4 protein-coding genes are annotated in these 21,692 nt (G+C 49.2%); 2 read left to right on the top strand and 2 right to left on the bottom strand.

Features of this window, described 5'->3' with window-relative positions; genetic code table 11:
* The first annotated feature begins 3 nt into the window (after positions 1–3).
* Complete coding sequence (locus DF182_RS27115; protein ID WP_113618890.1) at positions 4–783, top strand: ABC transporter ATP-binding protein; 780 nt, start codon at positions 4–6, stop codon at positions 781–783.
* Positions 780–1,757: an MlaD family protein gene (locus DF182_RS27110; protein ID WP_113618889.1), complete on the top strand. Its 978-nt coding sequence runs from the start codon at positions 780–782 to the stop codon at positions 1,755–1,757. Before DF182_RS27115 ends, DF182_RS27110 begins: the two co-directional genes overlap by 4 nt.
* A gap of 75 nt (positions 1,758–1,832) precedes the next feature.
* Here DF182_RS27110 and DF182_RS27105 read toward each other — a convergent pair whose 3' ends face one another.
* Positions 1,833–3,368: a S8 family serine peptidase gene (locus tag DF182_RS27105; RefSeq protein WP_161964283.1), complete on the bottom strand. Its 1,536-nt coding sequence runs from the start codon at positions 3,366–3,368 to the stop codon at positions 1,833–1,835.
* 37 nt (positions 3,369–3,405) lie between these two features.
* The gene (locus tag DF182_RS27100) at positions 3,406–21,687 is read right to left on the bottom strand and encodes a non-ribosomal peptide synthase/polyketide synthase (RefSeq protein ID WP_113618887.1); all 18,282 of its coding nucleotides are present in this window, start codon (positions 21,685–21,687) and stop codon (positions 3,406–3,408) included.
* Positions 21,688–21,692 lie beyond the last annotated feature (5 nt).

Below are 21,692 nucleotides of genomic sequence, written 5' to 3'. Positions count from 1 at the left end.
GCCATGAAAAAAGAGCCCGTAAATATTGACAAACAAGATACTGTGATCAGTATAAGAGGACTCTACAAATCATTTGATGAGCTGGATGTATTGAAGGGTATGGACCTGGACTTGTACAAAGGAGAGAATGTAGTAGTACTGGGACGTTCGGGCGCCGGAAAATCAGTATTGATAAAATTGATTGCGGGCCTGCTCAAACCCGATAGCGGTACCATCAAGGTAGCCGGTGAAGAGGTCGATAAACTTAATGCTAAAGAATTACAGGAGCTACGGTTAAAAATAGGATTTCTCTATCAGGGCAGCGCATTATATGACAGCATGACTGTAAAACAAAATCTGGAATTTCCACTGGTTAGAAACAAGCCCAATCTCAGCAGGAAAGAAATTGACGAGGAGATCAATGAAGTACTCAAACATGTAAGATTAGAGGACAGCGGTAACAAAATGCCGTCAGAGCTGTCCGGTGGTCAGAAAAAAAGGGTGGGGCTGGCACGCACGCTGATCCTACGACCAGATATCATGTTATATGATGAACCTACCGCCGGGCTTGATCCGGTCACCAGTGGAGACATCATTACACTAATTAATGAAGGACAGAAAAAATACAAGACCAGCTCGGTGATCATCACCCATGATCTTACCTGCGCTAAAGCCACCGGCGACAGAATGGCACTGATTCAAGACGGAAAATTCAACCGGGAAGGGTCTTTTGTAGAAGTATTTGCAGAAGGAGATGAAGAAGCGAGGAAATTTTACGACTACAATTTCATTGTTGATACATGAATAAACACCTCTTGATAGTGATGCTTTTTTCGATGATTGCACTCGCCATCATCGCGGCCGGCATATGGACGCTTGGTGGCCTGCACAAATCGTTTGAAAACAAGTTTCACGCCCGGGCGGTGTTACCGGATGTCAACGGACTGAAAATAGGAGACAATATCTGGATTGCAGGCGTCAAAATTGGTATCGTTAAAGATATTGATCTGACAAATGAAGGAAGCGTGTTGGTCATCATGAGCATCGAAAAAAAAGCAAGAAAACATATTCACAACGACTCCAAAGTAAAACTCGGCACAGATGGTCTTATCGGCAACAAGATCATCATCATTTATGATGGTACTCCCAAAGCTCCGCTGATAGCAGACGACGGCTATCTTAAAGGAGGCAACAGCGGAAATGATATGATGAACGTATTGGATTCCAGCAGTAAAAATCTGCTACAAATCACCAACAATCTCAAGGAAATCAGCCACAGAATATTAACTGGTAAAGGCGCGATCACCACACTGCTCAATGATTCCACGATGGCCATCAATTTACAGAACAGCCTGAGTGATGCCAGGAATGCTATCACCAATATCCGTAGTGCTTCCGCCAGTACTCCCAAAATGATGAACAATTTCTCTGACTTCTCTCATCGTCTTAATAAAGAAGGATCATCGATCAACAACCTGCTGGCAGATACTGTCAGTTATGCCAGGATCAACAAAAGCATAGCCAGGCTGCAGGAAACCATGGATACCCTGGCTGCATTTTCTGCCAACCTGAAAAGAGCCAGCGATGAACTAAATAACGGCAATAACAACGTACCCAATGTACTACTGCATGATGAAGCCACCGGCGCGCAACTGAAGAGCATGATCAGCAACCTGGATACTGCCAGTATTAAACTAAAGGAAGACCTGGAAGCATTGCAACACAATTTTTTATTCAGAGGATTTTTTAAGAAGAAACAAAAAACAACGCAAAAATAATCGTTCAGGGACTTGGTGCCCTCCCGCCGTTACAACGGGAAGGCACCTCGTTCCAGGATGACCACTTAAACAAAATTAGTTTCCTACTGCTTTCTGAGCATCTACAACGCCCCATCCCAGCTGACCGTTTTTAAGCGGGTAGTTGGAACCAGCTCTTTGCATTCTGGCTACAATGCTATCTCTTGGATAAGAAGGATACTTGCTCCATACAAGGGCTGCAATCGCTGCGCAACTGGCTGTTGCCACAGAAGAACCACCTACTGTATTAGGCGCATCTCCTGTATAGGCAGTAGTCAGCGGATTAACACCGGTAGTTGATTTTTCCATCACAATAGTGAAAGCCACTTCTCTTCCGAAATGACAGTCTTCACAAGGAGTAGTGAAATTGTCTCTCACACCTGTTACAGCCTGCACTTCCGGCATAGTAGCCGGGTAAATAACACCGAGCCAGGGTCCGATGGTAGAGTTGGTGGTACCTGCAGCACAGAACATCAGTTTTCCTTTACTGTAAGCATATTGGATACCATCGGTTATATGGCCGAAAGAAAAGAGTGAGCCCATGCTCATGCTGATAATTTTTACATTGGCATCATCAGCACCCAGTACATAAGCATCACCGACACCCTGTACAGATTCTGTGGACATGATCACCACATTTTCAGCGGCGTGTACGGCAATCAGATTGCTGTTATACGCAATACCCGCACTGGCGCCGTTTACACCACGTGGAGATGCAATCACACCCGCCATTTTAGTACCATGGCCACAAACGTCTGCAGGCGTACCTCCGGGCCAGGTGGCCACTTTGGTGATCGTTCTGCCTGAGGAAGCACCCTGGTTGAAAGCACTGCCCAGGTTGGCCTGATCAGGACTTACACCGGTATCAATGAGCATTATTTTTACGCCACTGCCAGTAGACTGTGTCCAGGCCTGGGGAATGTTGTGAATAGAATAGTTCCAGGACTGTTTAGCATTCGGTGTAATGGTGGTATAGTCTACACCTGGTACCAGCGTGGATTTGGGCAGGTTGGAGTCACAACCAAACGTTAAAATAGAAGTTCCGGAGGCAGCGCCACTGCTGGCAGGAGCTACCTGCATGTTACGTCCATAACCTACTGGCTCTGCATAGCGTACCATTTTGGATGCACGGAGCGCTTTTACAGTAGCCAGGCGGCTGGCTTTTACGTACAAAACAGGCAGTTTGGCAGACTGGTAGGTAACGGGACTTTTCTCCAGTTTGTTGCCTTTGCCCTGTTCATTTTCAAGGATGATGTTCAGCACCTGTTGACGGGCAGCTGTCCAGGCAGAGCTGTTGACATCAATTCTATCAAGTTGTTTGCTGATGTCTGCTGTACCGTCAGGCTGGTAACCTACGGACAAAATGCTGTCACTTTGTACCAGTGCACTCCAGACAACATTGTCATTTACCATTTTCCAGTCGAAGCCACCGGTTTTTTTAAGGATTTCATAGACCTGTGCATTAATTACAGATTTTGGTACAACGCCCTCTACTGATTGCGGGGCATTAGCCTGCAGTGTTGTTTCTGTTCTTTTACAGGAAACAACAGCTGCTAAAAGAATACAAGCTGCAAATAAATTAGAAATTCTCATGGATTTCATTTAGAGTGAATAAAGATGTATGGTTTGTTTAATGGTCATTGTTAAGTTGTTCATTAATGTGGGCGGCCACTACAGCGGCTCCCTCCTCTTTAGTCATGGAGATGTGATCACCGGGTGCAATGCAGGCATGTGAACGGGTCGCAAACGGCGCCCATCCCAGGCTTGCATCACTGTCCTCTCCTGGTCTGGCGGCGGCTTTGATCAGTGTCAGCAGGGTATCTGCCTTGCCGGCTACCGTATACTCCATAAAGAGGCTGTGCGCGGCCATATCAAACATGCGCATCACAAATCCCAGATGTTCCTTTTCTTCTTTTACATGTTCCTTCAGATAGTCCAGCACAAACGGGATCACCGCTTTAGGCTCCAGTCCGGCCATTGCGGGTTTCAGCGCCCTCGCCCATTCAGGGTAAGGTTTGGAAGCAATTTTATACACTTCAAATGCTTCCAGCAGTGATTCATACAAGGCATCATTTTCCAGGAAAGTTCGTTTAGGCGCTACATGTGTATCGAGGATAAAGAGTGCTTCCACTTTTTCGCCTTTCTCTTCCAGCTGCCGGGTCATTTCATAAGCTACCTGGCCTCCGAGTGAGTGGCCGATAAGGCGGTAAGGCCCTTCAGGCTGCACTGTCTTCATCCATGTGATATTTTGCGCAGCGATAGCAGGCACGTTGTCGAATGGTTTCTCTCCTTCAAAGATGCCCATCATCTGCAGTCCGTATAAGGTACCGGTATCTTCCAGCGCTTCACCCAAAGCACCGTAACCTTCGCAGATACCGTTGCCGCCGGGCAGGAAAAAGAGCGGTGTTGCATGAAGACCTTTATTAAGCTGAAGTATATGACGGTTACCACCGAAGCCGGATGTATGATTTCCTGCGTGTGCAATGGCTTTTGCAGCTGCACGCTGGTCCAGCACTTTGGCCAGTTCCCCGATAGTAGGATAATCGAAGATGTCGCTGATAGCAATTTCTCCGGTCAGTTTTTTACGGATGGTAGCGATCAGATGTATGGCCAGCAGGGAGTTTCCACCCGCTTCAAAGTAGTTGTGGCTTGTACCTATCTGTACAACTTCCAGTTGTTCCTGCCAGATCTCCGCCAACACTTTTTCTGTTTTGGAAACAGGGGCTACATAGATATTTTCTGCATCCGCAGACTGATCAGGATCGGGCAATGCCTTTTTATCTACTTTACCATTAGCGTTCATCGGCAGGCGTTCCAGCGCTATTAATCTGGAAGGCACCATATAGTCCGGCAGTTTTTCCTTCAGGTAATCGAGCACAGTTTCCCGGTCAAAATCTTCTTTAGGTACAACGTACCCCAACAGTTGTTTATAGCCGTTTTCAGCGGTCCTGGCTATTACGATCGCCTGGCTTACCATGTTGCATTGCAGCAGTACACTTTCCACTTCGCCCAGCTCTATACGGAAACCACGGACTTTCACCTGATCATCCTGACGGCCCAGGTATTCTATTGAGCCATCCGGCAGCCACCGTACCATATCACCGGTTTTATAAATTCTTTCACCGGGCACTTTACTGAATGGATGTGGGATGAAACGTTCTTCTGTGAGTTGTGGCCTGTTGAGATAACCACGGGCCACACCATCGCCTCCTACATACAGTTCTCCGGCAACACCCACCGGCACTGGCTGCAGGGAGGTATCGAGGATATAAGCAGTACGGTTGTTCAACGGGCTGCCAATGGGAGTGCTGGCAGTGAGTCCTTTCTCATGGATAGGATAACTCAGCGAGAAGGTGGTGTTTTCCGTAGGTCCGTAGATGTTACTGATTTTAATATCAGGATAAGCAGCTCTGAAACGGACTACATGTTTTTCAGACATCTTCTCACCACCGGTGAGGATAGCATGCAGTCGTCCGAATACTGTTACATCTGTATCTACCAGCTGGTTGAACCATCCGGTGGTGATAAACAATACCGTTACGTCCTTATCATACAATTCGCGTTTCAGCACTTCCGTATCCAGCAAGCTGTTCTCCGGACTTAATACCAGGCGGCCACCATTCAGTAGCATGCCCCAGTATTCAAAAGTGGTGGCATCGAATGACAGGGAGCCGGCAGAAAGTATCGCATCCGTTTCCTTCAGTGATACATAGTTGGGCTGCATCACCAGACTGGTAACGTTGCGATGCGTAACCAGCACACCTTTGGGTTTGCCGGTAGAACCGGAAGTATACATCACATAGGCCAGACTGGCGGCGTTCAGTTTGTTGCTTACCGCTGCCGGCTTATAAGCGGGCAGACTGTCCTGCAGCTGATCTATGCAGAGATGTTCCATCTCCGGCCTTTCAGCAGCCAGGCGGGAGGCATAGGCGCTAATGGTAAGGGATACCTTACTGTTGCTTTCTTCCAGCATAAAGGCAATCCTTTCTGCGGGGTAATCAGGGTCCAGTGGCACGTAGGCACCGCCGGCCTTCAGGATGCCCAGTATCACCACCATCATTTCCAGAGAGCGGGGTATACAAACAGGCACCATCATTTCTTCGGTTACGCCTTTATCCTGGAGATAAAGTGCCAGACGGTCTGACCATTCGTCCAGCTGACGATAGGTCAATACTTCGTCTTTAAACAGCACTGCTACAGCATCCGGTCTTCTCTGTACCTGTTCTGCAAACAGTTGTACGATGGTCTTATCTTTCGGATAAGCCACGGCTGTATTATTAAATTCTTCCAGCAGCAGTTTTTCATCGGCTGCGTCCAGCAGCGGCAAGGAAGCTACACGTGTAGCCGGTGCCGTTACAATCGCCTGCAGCAGCTGCCGGAATTGCGACATCATGCGGGTGATGGTATCAGCATGGAAAAGGTCTGCACAATATTCCACACTGGCGCCGATGCCTTCACGGCCTTCTCTGAAAATAATAGTAAGGTCGAGTTTGGCGGTAGTGTTGTCTGCTCCTTCTTCCTTCATCTCCAGTGATCCCAGTCGCAGCTCGGGCACGTCCGGCAGGTTTTGTAATACCAGGGCTACCTGGAAGACAGGGTTGCGGCTCAGGTCACGGTCTTTCACCACTACGTCCACTATTTTTTCGAAAGTCACTTCCTGATGCGCATAGGCTTCCAGTGTTGTTTGTTTTACCTGTTGCAGCAGAGCGCTGAATGAAGGATTGCCACTCAGGTCTGTTCTGAAGGCCAGGGTGTTGATAAAGAAGCCTATCAACCCTTCCAGCTCCTGCCTTGTCCTGCCGGCCATAGGGCTGCCCACACAGATATCTTCCTGTCCGCTGTAGCGGTACAGTAATACCTGGAATGCCGCCAGCAGCGTCATGAACAGGGTCACTCCTTCCTGCTGGGCCAGCGTATGCAATTGTTTGGAAAGTTCACGGTCCAGTATAAACGAAGTAGTCGCGCCTTTAGAACTTTGTATGGCGCTTCTGGGATAATCCAGTGGCAGCTGCAGCGCTTCGGCACCCGACAGCTTCTGCTGCCAGTAGTTCAGCTGTTTGTCCAGCATATCACCGGAGAGGTATTCCCGCTGCCAGATGGCGTAGTCGGCGTATTGCAGCTCCAGTGGCGTCAGTTGCGGTTCATAGCCGCTGGTATAACCATCGTACAACGTTGCCAGCTCGCGAACCATAATACCGGTAGACCATCCATCTGAAGCGATATGATGGATAGTAGCCACCAGTATATGTTCTGTCTCGTCCAGTACAATCAACTGCATCCGCAGCATATGGTCTTTTGTAAGATCAAATGGCCGTGCTGTCAGTTCTTCCACCAGCGTTTGCAAGCCAGCGGTATCTGTTTTGTATTGCGAACCTTCAAGTATCTCCATCTGCCAGCGGTCTTTGTCCTGTACCCGCTGCCATGACTGGCCTTCACCCTGTTCTATCACGGTCCTTAAAACCTCGTGACGGTTGATGATAGTCTGTGCTGCGCGGGACAGTGCTTTTTTGTCCAGCTTACCTTTCAGACGCAACACCGTAGGCAGATGATAATGTACGCTGCCTTCAAGCTGGTCAATAAACCACAGGCGTTCCTGACTAAAGGACAACGGTATGTTGGCAGGTCTTTCCTGGCGGATGAGCGCTGTTGTGTCTGTAGCCGTATTGCGGGATTCGAGCAATGTGGCCAGACTTCTGATACTCGGGTGATCAAATATATCACCGATGATTACTTCCAGCTGCATCTTTTTCCGGATGGCGGAAATAAGACGGATAGCCAGCAGAGAGTGGCCTCCCAATGCAAAGAAATCATCATCCAATCCGATTTTTTCTACTTCCAGCAGATCAGACCAGATAGCAGCCAACCCTTTCTGAACAGCTGTTTCCGGCTCTGCAAACCCGTTAACATCCTCTGCAGACCTATCAGGATCGGGCAGTGATTTTTTATCTATTTTACCATTGGCCAGCATCGGGAATTCGTCGAGCACGATGAGAGTAGCCGGTACCATGTATTCGGGCAACTGCGCACGCATATACGACCATACGCCTTCCATATCAAAGCCGGCAGCCGGTACAACATAGCCCAGCAAACGTTTGTTGCCGCTACTATCTTCCCGAGCAATCACTACTGCCCTGCCTACACCATCAGCCTGTTCCAACACCCTTCCTATTTCACCGGGTTCTACGCGGTAACCGCGGATCTTCACCTGATCGTCTATACGGCCCAGGAATAAGATATTACCGTCAGACAACAGTTTAACGCGATCGCCTGTACGATATAAGCGGGAGGTTTTATCCGAAGAGAAAATATCTGCTACAAATTTTTCTGCTGTTAGCGCCGGATTGTTCAGATATCCGGCTGCCACACCTTCTCCGCCAATGTACAGCTCACCCGGCACACCCGGAGGACATAACTGTTGTTCCGGATTGAGTACATAGATGCGGGTATTGGAGAATGGCCTGCCTACCGGGATAAATGCACCATACGCCGTATTTTCCCGGACGACATGCATCAGTTTACCTACCGTTGTTTCCGTAGGTCCGTAGTGGTTAACCACTACACATCCAGCGCCTGCAGCACGGATAGACTCCACTACCTTGCTTTCCAGGGCTTCCCCACCGAATATCAGCAGTTTTCCGGGCAGCAACAGTTGTTCCGGTTCAGACAAGGCTTTCCAGTGAGATGGCACGATCTTGATACAATCAATGGCATGATCTTCAAAATAGGTCAGTACCTTCTGTGCATCATTGATGGTGGTTTTAGAGAACAAATGCAACGTCGCACCTATAGACAGCGATGCAAACAGCACGGTATTTCCGAGGTCTGTAGCAATGCTGGACAGCAGACCGAAAGAATTGCATTGATCTACCGGCAGATGCGCACGCAGGCCTGCAATATAGTCTGCCAGGTTGTGATGGGTGACCATCACACCTTTCGGCGTTCCGGTACTACCGGAAGTATAGATCACATAAGCAACATGATCCGGCGCCGGTAATTGCAGACTTTCTGTAGTCGTATAGGCGTTGAGTTTAGCCTGCTCCTTATCAAGGCAGATCACTTCCAGACCTTCTGTCACAGGCAGTACATGACTGTTATTACTATGACTGATCATCACTTTAGCGCCCGTATCCTGCAACATGTATTTAATTCTTTCTGCAGGGAAGTCTGGTTCTATAGGCACGTAAGCAGCGCCGGCACGAAGGATGCCCATCACTGCCACGATCATATCGAGTGAGCGGTCTATACATACCGGTACCAGTACATTGGCGCCTACTCCCTTGCTACGCAGGTAATGTGCCAGCAAAGCAGATTGTTGTTCCAGTTGTCTCCAGGAAAGCAGCTGTCCTTCAAAAGCGAGGGCTGTTCTGTCAGGCGCATGTTTGGTGGCCGTTTCAAACCAGTCTATGAAAGTCTGTTGCCTTGGATAGGCCACTGTAGCAGCACTGAAAGTAGCAGACAACTGTGTTTCTTCTTCCGGGGAGAGTAATGCCAGCCTGCCGATTTTTTCCTGCGGATGCCTGATGATGGCTTTCAGTAATGTTTCAAAATGCGCCAGCATCCGCTTCACGGTCGTTTCGGTGAAGAGGTCCATGGCATATTCTATACCCGCATGCAGCCCCCCTTCGGAGTCTTCCGTCATGGAGAAGATGATATTAAAACGTGCAGTCGTATGCGTTACCTCCTCCGGAACAAGCGTGAGCTGATGCAGGTCAAACTCCGGTGCTGCCGGTGTATTGTCCATCACAAACATCACCTGGAAGAGCGGTCTTCTGTTCGGGTCTCTGTCTTTCACTACCGCTTCCACTATTTTTTCGAACGGCACGTCCTGGTGTTCGAAAGCGTCCAGTGTGGTTTGTTTTACTTGTTGCAGCAGCTCTGTAAACGCAGGGTTATTGCTAAGATCACTGCGGAGGGCAAGGGTATTGATAAAGAAGCCAATAAGCCCCTGCGTTTCCTGCTGAGTACGACCAGCAGCGGAAGTACCCACACTGATATCATCCTGCCCACTATAACGGTGCATCAATACATTGAAGGCAGTAAGTAATACCATATAGAGGGTAGCATCTTCCTTACGGCTTAGCTGATGTAGCTGCCGGCCCAGTTCCTTGTCCAGCGACAGGCCTGTTCTGGCGCCACGCATGCTGATGGTGGATGGCGGTGTAAAGTCAGTGGGAAGGTCCAGTGGTGCTACACCATCCATTTTGTTTTTCCACCACGACAGTTTGCGGTCCATTACTTCGCCGGTCAGGTGGGCTCGTTGCCAGATGGCATAATCCGCATATTGTAATGTGAGCGCTGGCAGGTTGTCTTTGATGCCAGACACACGGGCGTTATACAACGCCATCACTTCCCGGGTGGCGATTCCCATAGACCAGCCATCAGCCGCAATATGGTGAATGGTGAGTACCAACAGGTGCTCATTGTCCTGGAAGCGAAGCAGCTGTGCACGCAACATATGGTCACGGGAAAGATCGAATGGTGTGCGGATAAGCGCACCAACATAGGTTTCCCGGGCTGTTTCGTCTGCATAAGCCGTGTGATCATCGATAACAGTCAGCTGCCAGCTATCCAGCGGCAGCACATGCTGATACACAGTACCATCTTCTTCCTGCATCACCGTGCGTAGCACTTCATGGCGGTTGACCAGCTGCTGCAGGCTGTACTCCATCGCGGAGATGTCCAGACCACCTTTGAGACGGAGCAGCAGCGGGATATGATATTGTATGCTGCCTTCCAGCTGGTGAATGAACCACAGCCTTTCCTGGCTGAAGGACAAAGGAATTCTTTCACCTCTGGTTTGTACAGAGATGGCTGGTGCCGCTTTGTGATGACCTTCCGCTGATGTTAACCAACCGGCCAGTTGCGCGATGGTAGCATGCGCAAAAATGGTTTTGATAGGTACTTCTACCTGCAGATGGCTTCTGATAAGCGCGATCAGCCGGATCACCTGGAGGGAGTTACCACCGCTTTCAAAGAAATTATCGTTTATCCCTACCCGTTGTCTGCCTAACACTTCCTGCCAGATATCTGCCAGTACTTCTTCTATATGCGTGCGGGGTGCAATGTATTCTTCTGTCAGCAGTCCGTTCTCATCCGGTGCTGGCAGGGCATTTTTATCAATCTTACCATTGGCAGTCAATGGGAATTTGTCCAGTTCTACCCACAGTGCTGGTATCATATACCCTGGCAGTCTGCTTTTCAGATGATCGAGTATAACAGCTTTGTCGTAGTTAGCAGCAGCTACTATATAGGCTACCAGCTGACGGGTGCCATCATGGCCTTTTCTGGCCAGTACTACGGCCTGTTTTACCACTTCACAAGCAGCCAGTGCGCTCTCTATCTCACCCAGTTCTATACGGTAGCCACGCACTTTCACCTGTTCATCCATCCTGCCGAGATATTCGATAGTGCCATCTTCCAGCCAGCGGCCCAGGTCACCGGTGCGGTACATCCGGTCTTCCGGTATATCGCTGAACGGATCAGCTACAAACTTAGAAGCAGTAAGCTCGGGGCGGTTCAGATAACCAGCAGCAAGGCTATCACCGGTCAGACAAATCTCGCCCGGTACTCCTACAGGACAGAGACGGTCTTGCCGGTTGAGGATATATATCCTCGTATTGCTGACAGGACGGCCAATTACAGGTGTGCGGTCTTTATTACCGGCTACCAGTTCATAGCTGGTGGCTACCACCGTATTTTCGGTAGGCCCGTAGTTGTTGACCACCTTATAAGCCAGTCCACTGACATCTGTTGCCGGCAGCTGGTCGCCGCCAGTCAGCAGGTATTGCAGCGGAATAATTTTGTTGGCTGAAGCCTGAATAAATTCCTGTACCTGTGCAGTAGAGATGAATGCATGGGTGATGCCTTCCCTGCGATGCAGTGCAATCAATTCAGTCATGAGCAGGCGGGTATCTTCATCCGGCAGGTATACAGAAGCGCCGGCAGCCAGATACGGCCACACTTCCCATCCAAAGGCATCAAAGCCTACACCAGATACTGCGGTGGCCTTGCTATGGAAAGTAACCTTAAATGCTGACTGATGCCAGTGTATCAGGTTGTTCAATCCTCTGTGAGGCACCATCACTCCTTTAGGCAGGCCGGTAGATCCGGAAGTATAAATCAGATAAGCCAGATCATTGGGCCGCACTACAGGCAATACGCCTTCTGGCACATATTTGTTGATCATCTCCCTGTCTTCATCCATCCGGACAACAGTCATATTATCCAACACCGGCAGGTTGCTACCGTGAATGCTGTCAGTGATCATCACTGATGCGCCGGTATCTTCCAGCATATAACGGATACGGGCCAACGGATAAGCCGGGTCTACAGGCACATAGGCAGCCCCAGCCTTCATGATGGCCAGCATGGCCAGTATCATCTCCGGTGAGCGGTCCAGGCAAACAGGCACCCAGGTACCTGCTGTCACACCTTTATGCTGAAGGTAATGCGCTAGTTGAGTGGCTCGTTCCTGTAACGTTTTATAGGTGAGCGTTGTCTGACCGGAAGCCAGGGCCGTAGCATGCGGACGCATGGCCACTTGTGACTCAAACAACGATACGACTGTTTCCCTTACAGGATAAGCACTGGCAGTATTATTAAACGCTTCCAGCAGATATTTTTCTTCCGCATGGCTCAGCATCTGCAGCTGACCTACAGCGGTGTACGGAGCATCGGCCACAGCGCGCAGCAACTGCTCGAAATGCATCAGCATACGGCTGATCGTTTCTTCGCTGAACAGGTCTGTGCAATATTCAATACTACCCATCAGGCCATCAGAGCCTTCTATCATGGAGCAGCTCAGATCGAACCGGGAAGTGGTATGCGTCATGTCCTGCTGCTGTAACGCCAGAGGGCCCAGTTTCAATGCCTCTCCTTCCGGTGCGTTCTGCAGTACAAACATTACCTGGAACAAAGGTGTTCTGCTTACATCCCTGTCTTTTACCACTGCATCCACTACTTTTTCAAAAGGTACTTCCTGGTGTTCGTAAGCGCCGAGGGTAGTCTGTTTCACCTGCTGCAGCAATGTCGTAAAGGCCGGATCATTGGAAAGATCACTGCGAAGGGCAAGGGTATTGATAAAGAAGCCTATCAGTCCTTCTGTTTCCTGTCTTGTTCTGCCTGCAATAGGGATACCTATACAGATATCTTCCTGACCACTGTAACGATACAGTAATACCTTGAAGGCCGCCAGCAGCGTCATAAACAAGGTAGTACCCTGTTGCTGTGACAAAGACTGCAGGCTTGCAGACAACTCACGGTCAAATCTAAACGAATACATGGCACCTCTGGTACTTTGTACTGCAGGTCTGGGATAGTCTGTAGGCAACTGCAAGGTAGCTGTGCCTGACAGCTTATTTTTCCAGTAGCCCAGCTTTTCCTGTAATACTTCACCAGAGAGATATTCTCTCTGCCACAACGCATAATCGGCGTACTGGATTTCCTGTGCAGGCAGGGATGGTGTACGATGTTCCGTATAGGCGGCATATAATTCCACCAGTTCGCGAACGATGATGCTGGTAGACCAGGCATCGGAAGCAATATGGTGCAGATTTACCACCAGCACATATTCATCCTGAGACAGGATAATCAGATGTGCGCGCAGCATATAGTCATGTTGCAGATCAAATGGAGTATTGATCAGGCTGTTGATGTACTCCTGCAAAACAGCTTCATTTGCTGCAATGGGCGTACTGGAAATAATCTGCAGTTTCCAGCTGTCGGCGCTGAGTACGCGCTGCCATGCTTTTTCATCTTCATGTTCTATCACCGTGCGCAGCACTTCATGTCTATCAACGATTGTTTGTAGTGCTGCAGACAGGGCCTCTTTGTCCAGTGCACCTTTCAAACGCAGTACAGATGGTACGTGATAGTGCACGCTGCCTTCCATCCTGTCTATAAACCACAACCTTTCCTGGCTGAATGACAACGGAATACGGGCTGGCTTTTCCCTGCGCACAAGGGCTGGTACCCTGGCCTGCGGCGTACGGCTTATCAGCTGCGCAGCCAATGCTGCTATCGTAGGATAATCAAATACATCACCAATAGAAACTTCTGCCGCCAACTCCTTACGGATGGCGGAAATCAGGCGGATAGCCAGCAGGGAATGTCCTCCCAGTGCGAAGAAGTCATCATACAAACCTACCTGCTCTACTTCCAGCAATAGCGACCAGATAGCAGCCAGTTTCTTTTCTGTGGCTGTTACCGGTGCTACGTAGCCCTGTTGTGTGTCCTGGCTATCTTCAGGGTCTGGTAATGCTTTCCTGTCTACCTTTCCGTTGGCCATTAACGGGAACGCCTCTACGACAGACCATACAGCAGGATGCATATGGTCCGGCAGTTCTTTTTTGACATATGCCAGCATAGCATCCTTGTCAAATACACCGGCAGACAGCACATAGGCCAGCAGGCGTTTTTCACCATTGCGGTCTGGCCTTGCCAGCACCACTGCCTGGGAGATAAGACCACTTCTCACCAATACATTTTCTATTTCACCCAGCTCCACGCGATAACCGCGAATCTTCACCTGATCATCGGCACGTCCCAGGAACAGGATATTGCCATCGGGCAGGTATTTTACCAGGTCACCGGTACGATACAGCAACGTAGCGGATTCCGGCCGGAATGGATCAGTTACAAAGCGAGTGCTGGTCAGTGTTTCCTGATTCAGGTAACCCGCTGCTACGCCATCACCGCCAATATACAATTCACCCGGAACACCGGCTGGACATAACTTACCGGAGGCAGACACGACGTAAATGCGTGTATTGGAGAATGGTTTTCCAATAGGTATCTGTTGTTCGTAAACAGCACCTGGCTGTACGATGTGCATGAGTTTTCCAATAGTCGTTTCCGTTGGTCCGTAGTGATTGACCACTGTGCAGCTGCTTCCGGAGGTACGGATCATTTCTATGACACCAGTATCCAATGCTTCTCCCCCAAACACCAGCAACTCACGGGGCAACAGTAAATTACCCGGCAGTGATAAGGCTTTCCAGTGGGAAGGCACAATTTTGATACAGTCTATCGGGTGTGCTTTAAAGTAGTTACTGATCAGTTCAGCATCGTTGATAGCATCTTTTGTAAAGACATGTAATGCTCCGCCGGTGGCCAGCGCGCCGAAAATAACCGTGTTACCAAGGTCTGTGGCAATGCTGGACAACAATCCAAACGAATGACAGTCTGCCAGCGGCAACGTATTTTTTAAGCCATATACATAGTCCATCAGGTTCTGATGGGTGACCATCACGCCTTTCGGATTGCCGGTACTACCGGAAGTATAGATGACATATACGGGTTGTCCAGGCACATAGTGCCGTGGCAACCTGGTAGCAGGCATGGCTTCTATAGCCTTATTATCTGCATCCAGTGCGATCACTTGTTTTTGTACGTTCAGCGGCAATTTGCCGGTACAAGCCGCACTACTCACTATCACACTGGCCCGGGTGTCTGCTATCATATAACTGATTCTTTCTTCCGGAAAATCAGGGTCCACCGGCACATAAGCGCCGCCGGCCTTCAGAATACCCAACAGGCCCACCAGCATGTCTGTAGAACGTTCTATGCATAAAGGCACCAGCGTACCAGTGGTAACGCCTTTGCTGTGCAGATAATGCGCCAGGCGGGAAGCCCGGGCATCCAGCTCCTCATAGGTCAGCACAGCCGTGTCGCATCTTACCGCCACCAGTTCAGGTACACGGTCTGCCTGCTGCTCAAAAAGATCCGTAATCGTAGTATGTGCGGGATAATCGACGCTGGCAGTATTCAACAACGACTGTTTTTCCGCTGAGGTCAACAGATCAATGTCTTTCAGCGTGATCGTTTCTTCCACTGCGATCTGATGCAATACCTGTTTAAAATGCCCAGCCATGGCATCCAGATAACGATCATCCAGCAGGGCGGTATTGTAAGCAAACAACAGGCTTGTTTCCGCCGCGATACTGATGATAATAGTCAGCGGATAGTTGGTATGTGGATGTGATTCCACATGGCTTACTTTCAGTTTCCAGTTCTGGGCATTCACCACTTCATTGACAGGATAATTCTGGAACGTAATGGAGGTATCAAACAAATCTCCGCCTAATCCTGCCCACTGTTGCACCTGAAGCAGGCTGTTATATTGATATTCCCTGCTTTGCTGCTGGCTTTCCTGTAATTCCTGCAACCAGGCTGCTACCGTGCTGTTTTCTGCTATTTCTGCATGCAGTGGCAGGGTATTGATATATAACCCCACTCCCCTTTCTACACCGGCCAGGTTCTCAGGACGGCCTGATACCGTAACACCATAGGCCACATTGCGGCGGCCTGTATAGGAATATAACAGGTACGCCCACACGCCCTGCATAAGCGTATTGACTGTAATATGATTTTTTTGTGCGTAGTATGACAACTGTTGCGTAGTTGTAGTGTCCAGCAACAGTTTTTTGCTGCTGTAGGCACCCACCCCTTTGGTACGGGCTGTAGTAGCGCCGATAAATGGCAGCAGCGTAGCTTCTTCCAGTCCACTCAGATACTGCTTCCAGTATTGTTCCGGCTGTTCATCACCAAGGCGTTCCAGATAACGGATATAATCTTCGAAGCGGTCTTCTTTTGCTGATGGTAACGGACTGCCGGTTACCACTGCTTCATAGTTGCTCAGCAATCCTTCTACCAATATAGGCAGAGACCAGCCATCCAGCAGGATATGGTGAGATGTCCATAACATCCTGAAGTGATTGTCTTTGAGACGAACCAAAGTCAAACGCATCAGGGGTGCTTCATTAAAATCAAATCCACGACGCAGGTCAGCCACTTTAAATTCTTCAAAAAGGTGGTCCTGTTCTTCTTTAATGAGATGCGAATAGTCCAGTATCTCCACCGGCAACGTCACTTTGTTGTATACGCATTGCACCGGTATACTAAACTGATCGTAATAAAAGGCTGTGCGGAGAATAGTGTGTTTCTGCAGCAACAGGTCCCAGCTTTTCACAAAAGCTTCTACCTGCAAGTCTTCCAGTTCCACTACCATTTGCTCCGTATAGGTACCTCCTTCTTCTGCATACAGTCTGTGAAACAACATCCCCTCCTGCAATCCGCTCAGGCGGTACAATCCGCTGATTTGATTACGACGGGGAGCACCATTCCAGGTAGCATCCAGGAAACTGTCCAGTTCCTCGTTGGAAATAACGGCACCCAGCCCATAATCTGCAGGCGTAAAAACAGGTTCCGGCAGGGATGCGCAGTGTACGATCAGCCGTTCCAGATGCGATGCATAACTGGTTGCAAGTTGTGCTATACTGTCTTCGTTAATATGTTTGCGGCTATAGCTCCAATCCAGGAATAGTTTTCCTTCTTTTACAAGCCCGGTGATGCTCAGTTTCTCCGGTATTGGGTATCCGGCGGCGATATCTTCTCCAGAGGATTCCGATGCACCACTGAACAATCCGGCTTCATCTTTCAGGTTGTCTGATTGTCCGAGATAGTTAAAAACGATATCCCATGGATCATTTCCTTGTAAGGCAGGTACTTTTTGGAGATATTTCAGTACCCCGAAACCGATACCTTTATCGGTTATTTTCCGCAGCTGTTCTTTAATGGATTTCAGCGTATGACCCGCAGGGCTGCCGGTTTCCACTTCCAGCAGTACCGGAAACAGATTGGTAAACCAACCTACTGTACGGCTGGTATCTATGCCTGCTGCAATGTCTTCTCTGCCGTGCCCTTCCAGGCCAATCACGACAGAAGACGCATGGTTCCAGTCTGCCAGTGTCAACGCCAGCGCGCAAAGCAGGATATCATTAATTTCTGTATGGTAAGCTTTTGGTGCTTCCTTCAGTAAACGGAGGGTCAGATCAGGTGTCAGGTTGACACTATAACTTCCCATATCCGCTGCCGTTATAGCCCCTTCAAATATATGATCGGTTTTCAGCGGCACTTTTTTCTGCATCACTTTTTCCCAGTAAGGCAGCTGTGCCTGTCCACGGCGGGATTCACCGTATGTTACCAGCGCTTGTTGCCACTGGCGGTAGGAACTGCTTTTCCTTGATGGCAACTCCTGTCCCTGCAGCAGCTGCTGCATATCTTCCAGCAGGATACGCCAGGACACCGCATCGATAGCCAGGTGATGTATGGCCATAAATAAACGGTTGGCGGCTTCCCCATCAGGTGTCTGCACCAGTACTGCGCGCACCAGAATGCCACTGGTGATATCGAGGCTGGCCTGGAACTCGTTGCAGGTGGCTGTTATAGCTGCCGGCAGCTGTTCCTGTGGAACCGTGCGGAGGTCTGCCACATCCAGTTTGCCTTCATAGGTTCCATATTCCTGTTCCCACTGGCCTCCATCGTGATGATAAATAAAACGCAGTGCATCATGGTATGCCATCAGCTTTCTGATAACCGGTGCCAATGTAGCCACAGTAACGCTTTTATCGATGCCCAGTAGCACACTTTGGTTGAAATGGGAAATATCTTCCGCTTCAACATTAAAATACCATTGTTGAATAGGCAGTTGTCCGCTGACGCCGGTCAGTACGCCCTGTTCACCGGTTACCGCACTGGCCTGCTTCGCCATCATATGTGCTGCCAGTCCGGCAATATGCTGATGTACAAACAAGTCTCTGGGCTGTAACTCATAGCCCGCGTGCCGGAGGCGGCTTACTATCTGTATCGTGATAATGGAATCTCCACCCAGTTCGAAGAAATTATCGTATATCCCTACCTGTTGTACGCCCAGCAGATCTTTCCAGACACCTGCCAGCACTTCTTCCATCGTATTACGAGGCGCAACATAAGCAGTTGCAGCGCTCTGCAACACCGGTTCGGGCAATGCTTTTTTATCGATCTTGCCATTGGCTGTCAGCGGCAGCAGATCCAGCACTGTCAATACAGCCGGCACCATATATTCAGGCAAACGGCTTTTAAGATCTGCCAGTACGGCATCTTTATCAAAATCGTTATCAGCCGCAACATAGGCTACCAGCCGTTTGTGGCCAGTCGCATCCGACTTCACCAATACAATCGTCTGCTTTACTCCTTCATAAGACAGTAATACACTTTCAATTTCTCCAGGTTCAATGCGGTAGCCGCGGATCTTCACCTGATCATCCACACGGCCCAGGTAAACGATATTACCATCCGGCTGCCAGCGTGCCCGGTCTCCGGTGCGATACAATCTGGCTCCAGGCACTTTACTGAATGGATCAGGAATAAATTTCTCTGCGGTCAGTTCAGGCCGGTCGAGGTAACCGAGTGACAGCCCATCACCTCCCACATACAGTTCTCCGGCCACACCTACTGGCACCAGCTGCTGAGCAGCATCCAGTACATAGGCTGTACGATTATTTAACGGCACACCGATGGGTGTATTAGCGGTAAGCCCCTGACTGTTGATATGATAACTTAAAGAGAAAGTAGTGTTTTCCGTAGGGCCGTAGATGTTACTGATGCTGATATCCGGATAGGTTTGCCGGAAACGCTCCACATGTTTTTCAGACATCTTCTCTCCTCCCGTAAGTATGGCGGAAAGCCGTGCAAACACAGTAATATCAGTATCTACCAGCTGATTAAACCAGCTGGTGGTAATAAACAGCGCCGTTACTTCCTTGCTGTATAGTTCCTGCTTGAACACAGCACTGTCCAACAGGCTGTTTTCTGCACTCAATACCAAACGGCCGCCATTCAGCAGCGTGCCCCAGTATTCAAAAGTAGTGGCATCAAAAGCCAGCGATCCTGCAGACAAGATCGCATCTGTATTTTTAAGAGAAACATAATTAGGCTGTAATACCAGGCTGGTGATATTCCGGTGGGTGACCAGCACGCCTTTGGGCTTGCCGGTAGAGCCGGACGTATACATCACATATGCCAGATCCTGCGGTGAAGGCAGGGTATCAAGAGCCGCTACCGGCTGGCCTTCCAGCAGTTCGGGCATCTTGTCTAAAAATACCAGTTCCGTTTCCGGCCTTTCTGTAGTGAACCGCTCGTTGAATGCGGTGGTAGTGAGCAATAGATTACTCCTGCTTTCTTCCAGCATGAAGCTGATCCTTTCTGCCGGATAAGCCGGATCCAAAGGCATATAAGCCGCACCAGCCTTCAGAACAGCCAGGATACCTACCATCATTTCCAGTGAACGTTCCATACAAATCGGTACCAGACTACCTTTCTGCACACCTTTGCTGCCGAGATAATGGGCCAGCTGATTAGAACGTTCATGGAGAGCTTTGTAATGCAGCACCGCTTCTCCAAATATCACTGCTACCGCATCCGGCGTTTGCTGTACCTGTGCCGCAAACAATGCAGGCACAGACTGATCATCTGCGTAAGCTACAGCGGTATTGTTAAAGTTCGCCAAAGCCTGCTGCCGCTCTTCATCAGTGAGCAACGGCAGCACACTGATCATGGTATCCGGCGCCTGTAATATGGCGATCAACAGCTGCCTGAAATGCCCGATCATTCTGTGGATCGTCTGTTCTTCAAAAAGATCTGTACAGTATTCAAGACTTCCTCTCAGGCCATCAGCGGTTTCCTCCATCACCAGCGACAGGTCGAACTTTGCACTGTCATTGGTGATTTTTTCTTCAGACAATGACAGACTTCCGACGCTTCCATCTTTGGCCGGCGGTGTATTCTGCAATGCAAATGCCACCTGGAATAATGGGTTTCTGCCCGGATCACGTCCCTTGACCACCGATTCCACTATTTTTTCCAGTGGTATCTGCTGATGATCATAAGCACTTAAAGTGGTATTTTTTATCTGCCCGAGTAATGATATAAAAGTAGGATGATTACTCAGGTCGCTGCGCAGGGCCAGGGTATTGACAAAAAGACCGATCAGTCCTTCCATTTCAGCCCTTGTTCTGCCGGAGATCGGACTGCCTATGCAGATATCTTCCTGTCCGCTATAACGGTATAACAACACCTTAAAAGCCGCAAGCAGCGTCATAAACAGCGTCACATCCTCCTGCCGCGACAGCTGCTTTAACTGGTCAGACAACTGACCATCTATTGTAAAATGAAGCGTGGCACCTCTTGTGCTCTGTACCGCAGGCCTTACATAATCCAGTGGCAGTTCCATCGGCGCTACACCTGACAGCTGTTTTTTCCAGTAGTCAAGCTGTTGCTGTAACAATGCACCACTCAGGTGTTTGCGTTGCCAGATAGCATAATCAGCATATTGAATTTCCAGTGGTTGCAGCTGGTGAGTCCTGTTGGATACGTAAGCATCATACAATTCCTGTAATTCGCTGACCAGTATGCCGGTTGACCAGCCGTCTGACACGATATGATGTAGTGTTAATACCAGTATATGTACTTCTTCTTTCAGGATGATCAGCTGCGCGCGTAACAGATGATCTTTAGCGAGATCAAACGGAATGGAAACGTAGTGATTGATTGTTTCCTTTAATACGGCATTATCATTGGCATATGCGGTTCCATCGACCACTGACAGCTGCCACTGATCTTTTGCCATAACATATTGCCATGGCTTGCCGGCTTCATCTCCGGATACACGGATAACTGTTCTCAGAATTTCGTGGCGGTTCACAATCTCTCTCAGCGCCATTTCCAGCGCCTTGCGGTCCAAGGCACCTTCCAACCGCAGAGCTGCCGGCAGGTGGTATTGCACGCTGCCTTCCAGTTGATCAATAATCCATAACCGTTCCTGACTGAAGGAAAGCGGTATAGGCGTTCCGGCTGTTCTTCCGGAATCCGCCACGATGGCCACATCTGTTGCAGCAGCTGTACGCTGATGATATTGCCTGAAATAAGTGATCAGGTGATGTTTGTTATCCTTCAGCACTTTCAGCAGATTGCTATCGACTTTTTTATCCTTGTTAACTTTTACAACGAGGTCGTTTTCATCATAGGATATTTTTACTCCGGAATCCTGGGCCTTTCCCAGCAAGTCAACGATATCAATTAAATTAAAATCCGACATATACG

This window comes from Chitinophaga flava, assembly GCF_003308995.1.
GTDB lineage: Bacteria > Bacteroidota > Bacteroidia > Chitinophagales > Chitinophagaceae > Chitinophaga > Chitinophaga flava.
This window is presented reverse-complemented; position numbering and strand designations above follow the sequence as displayed.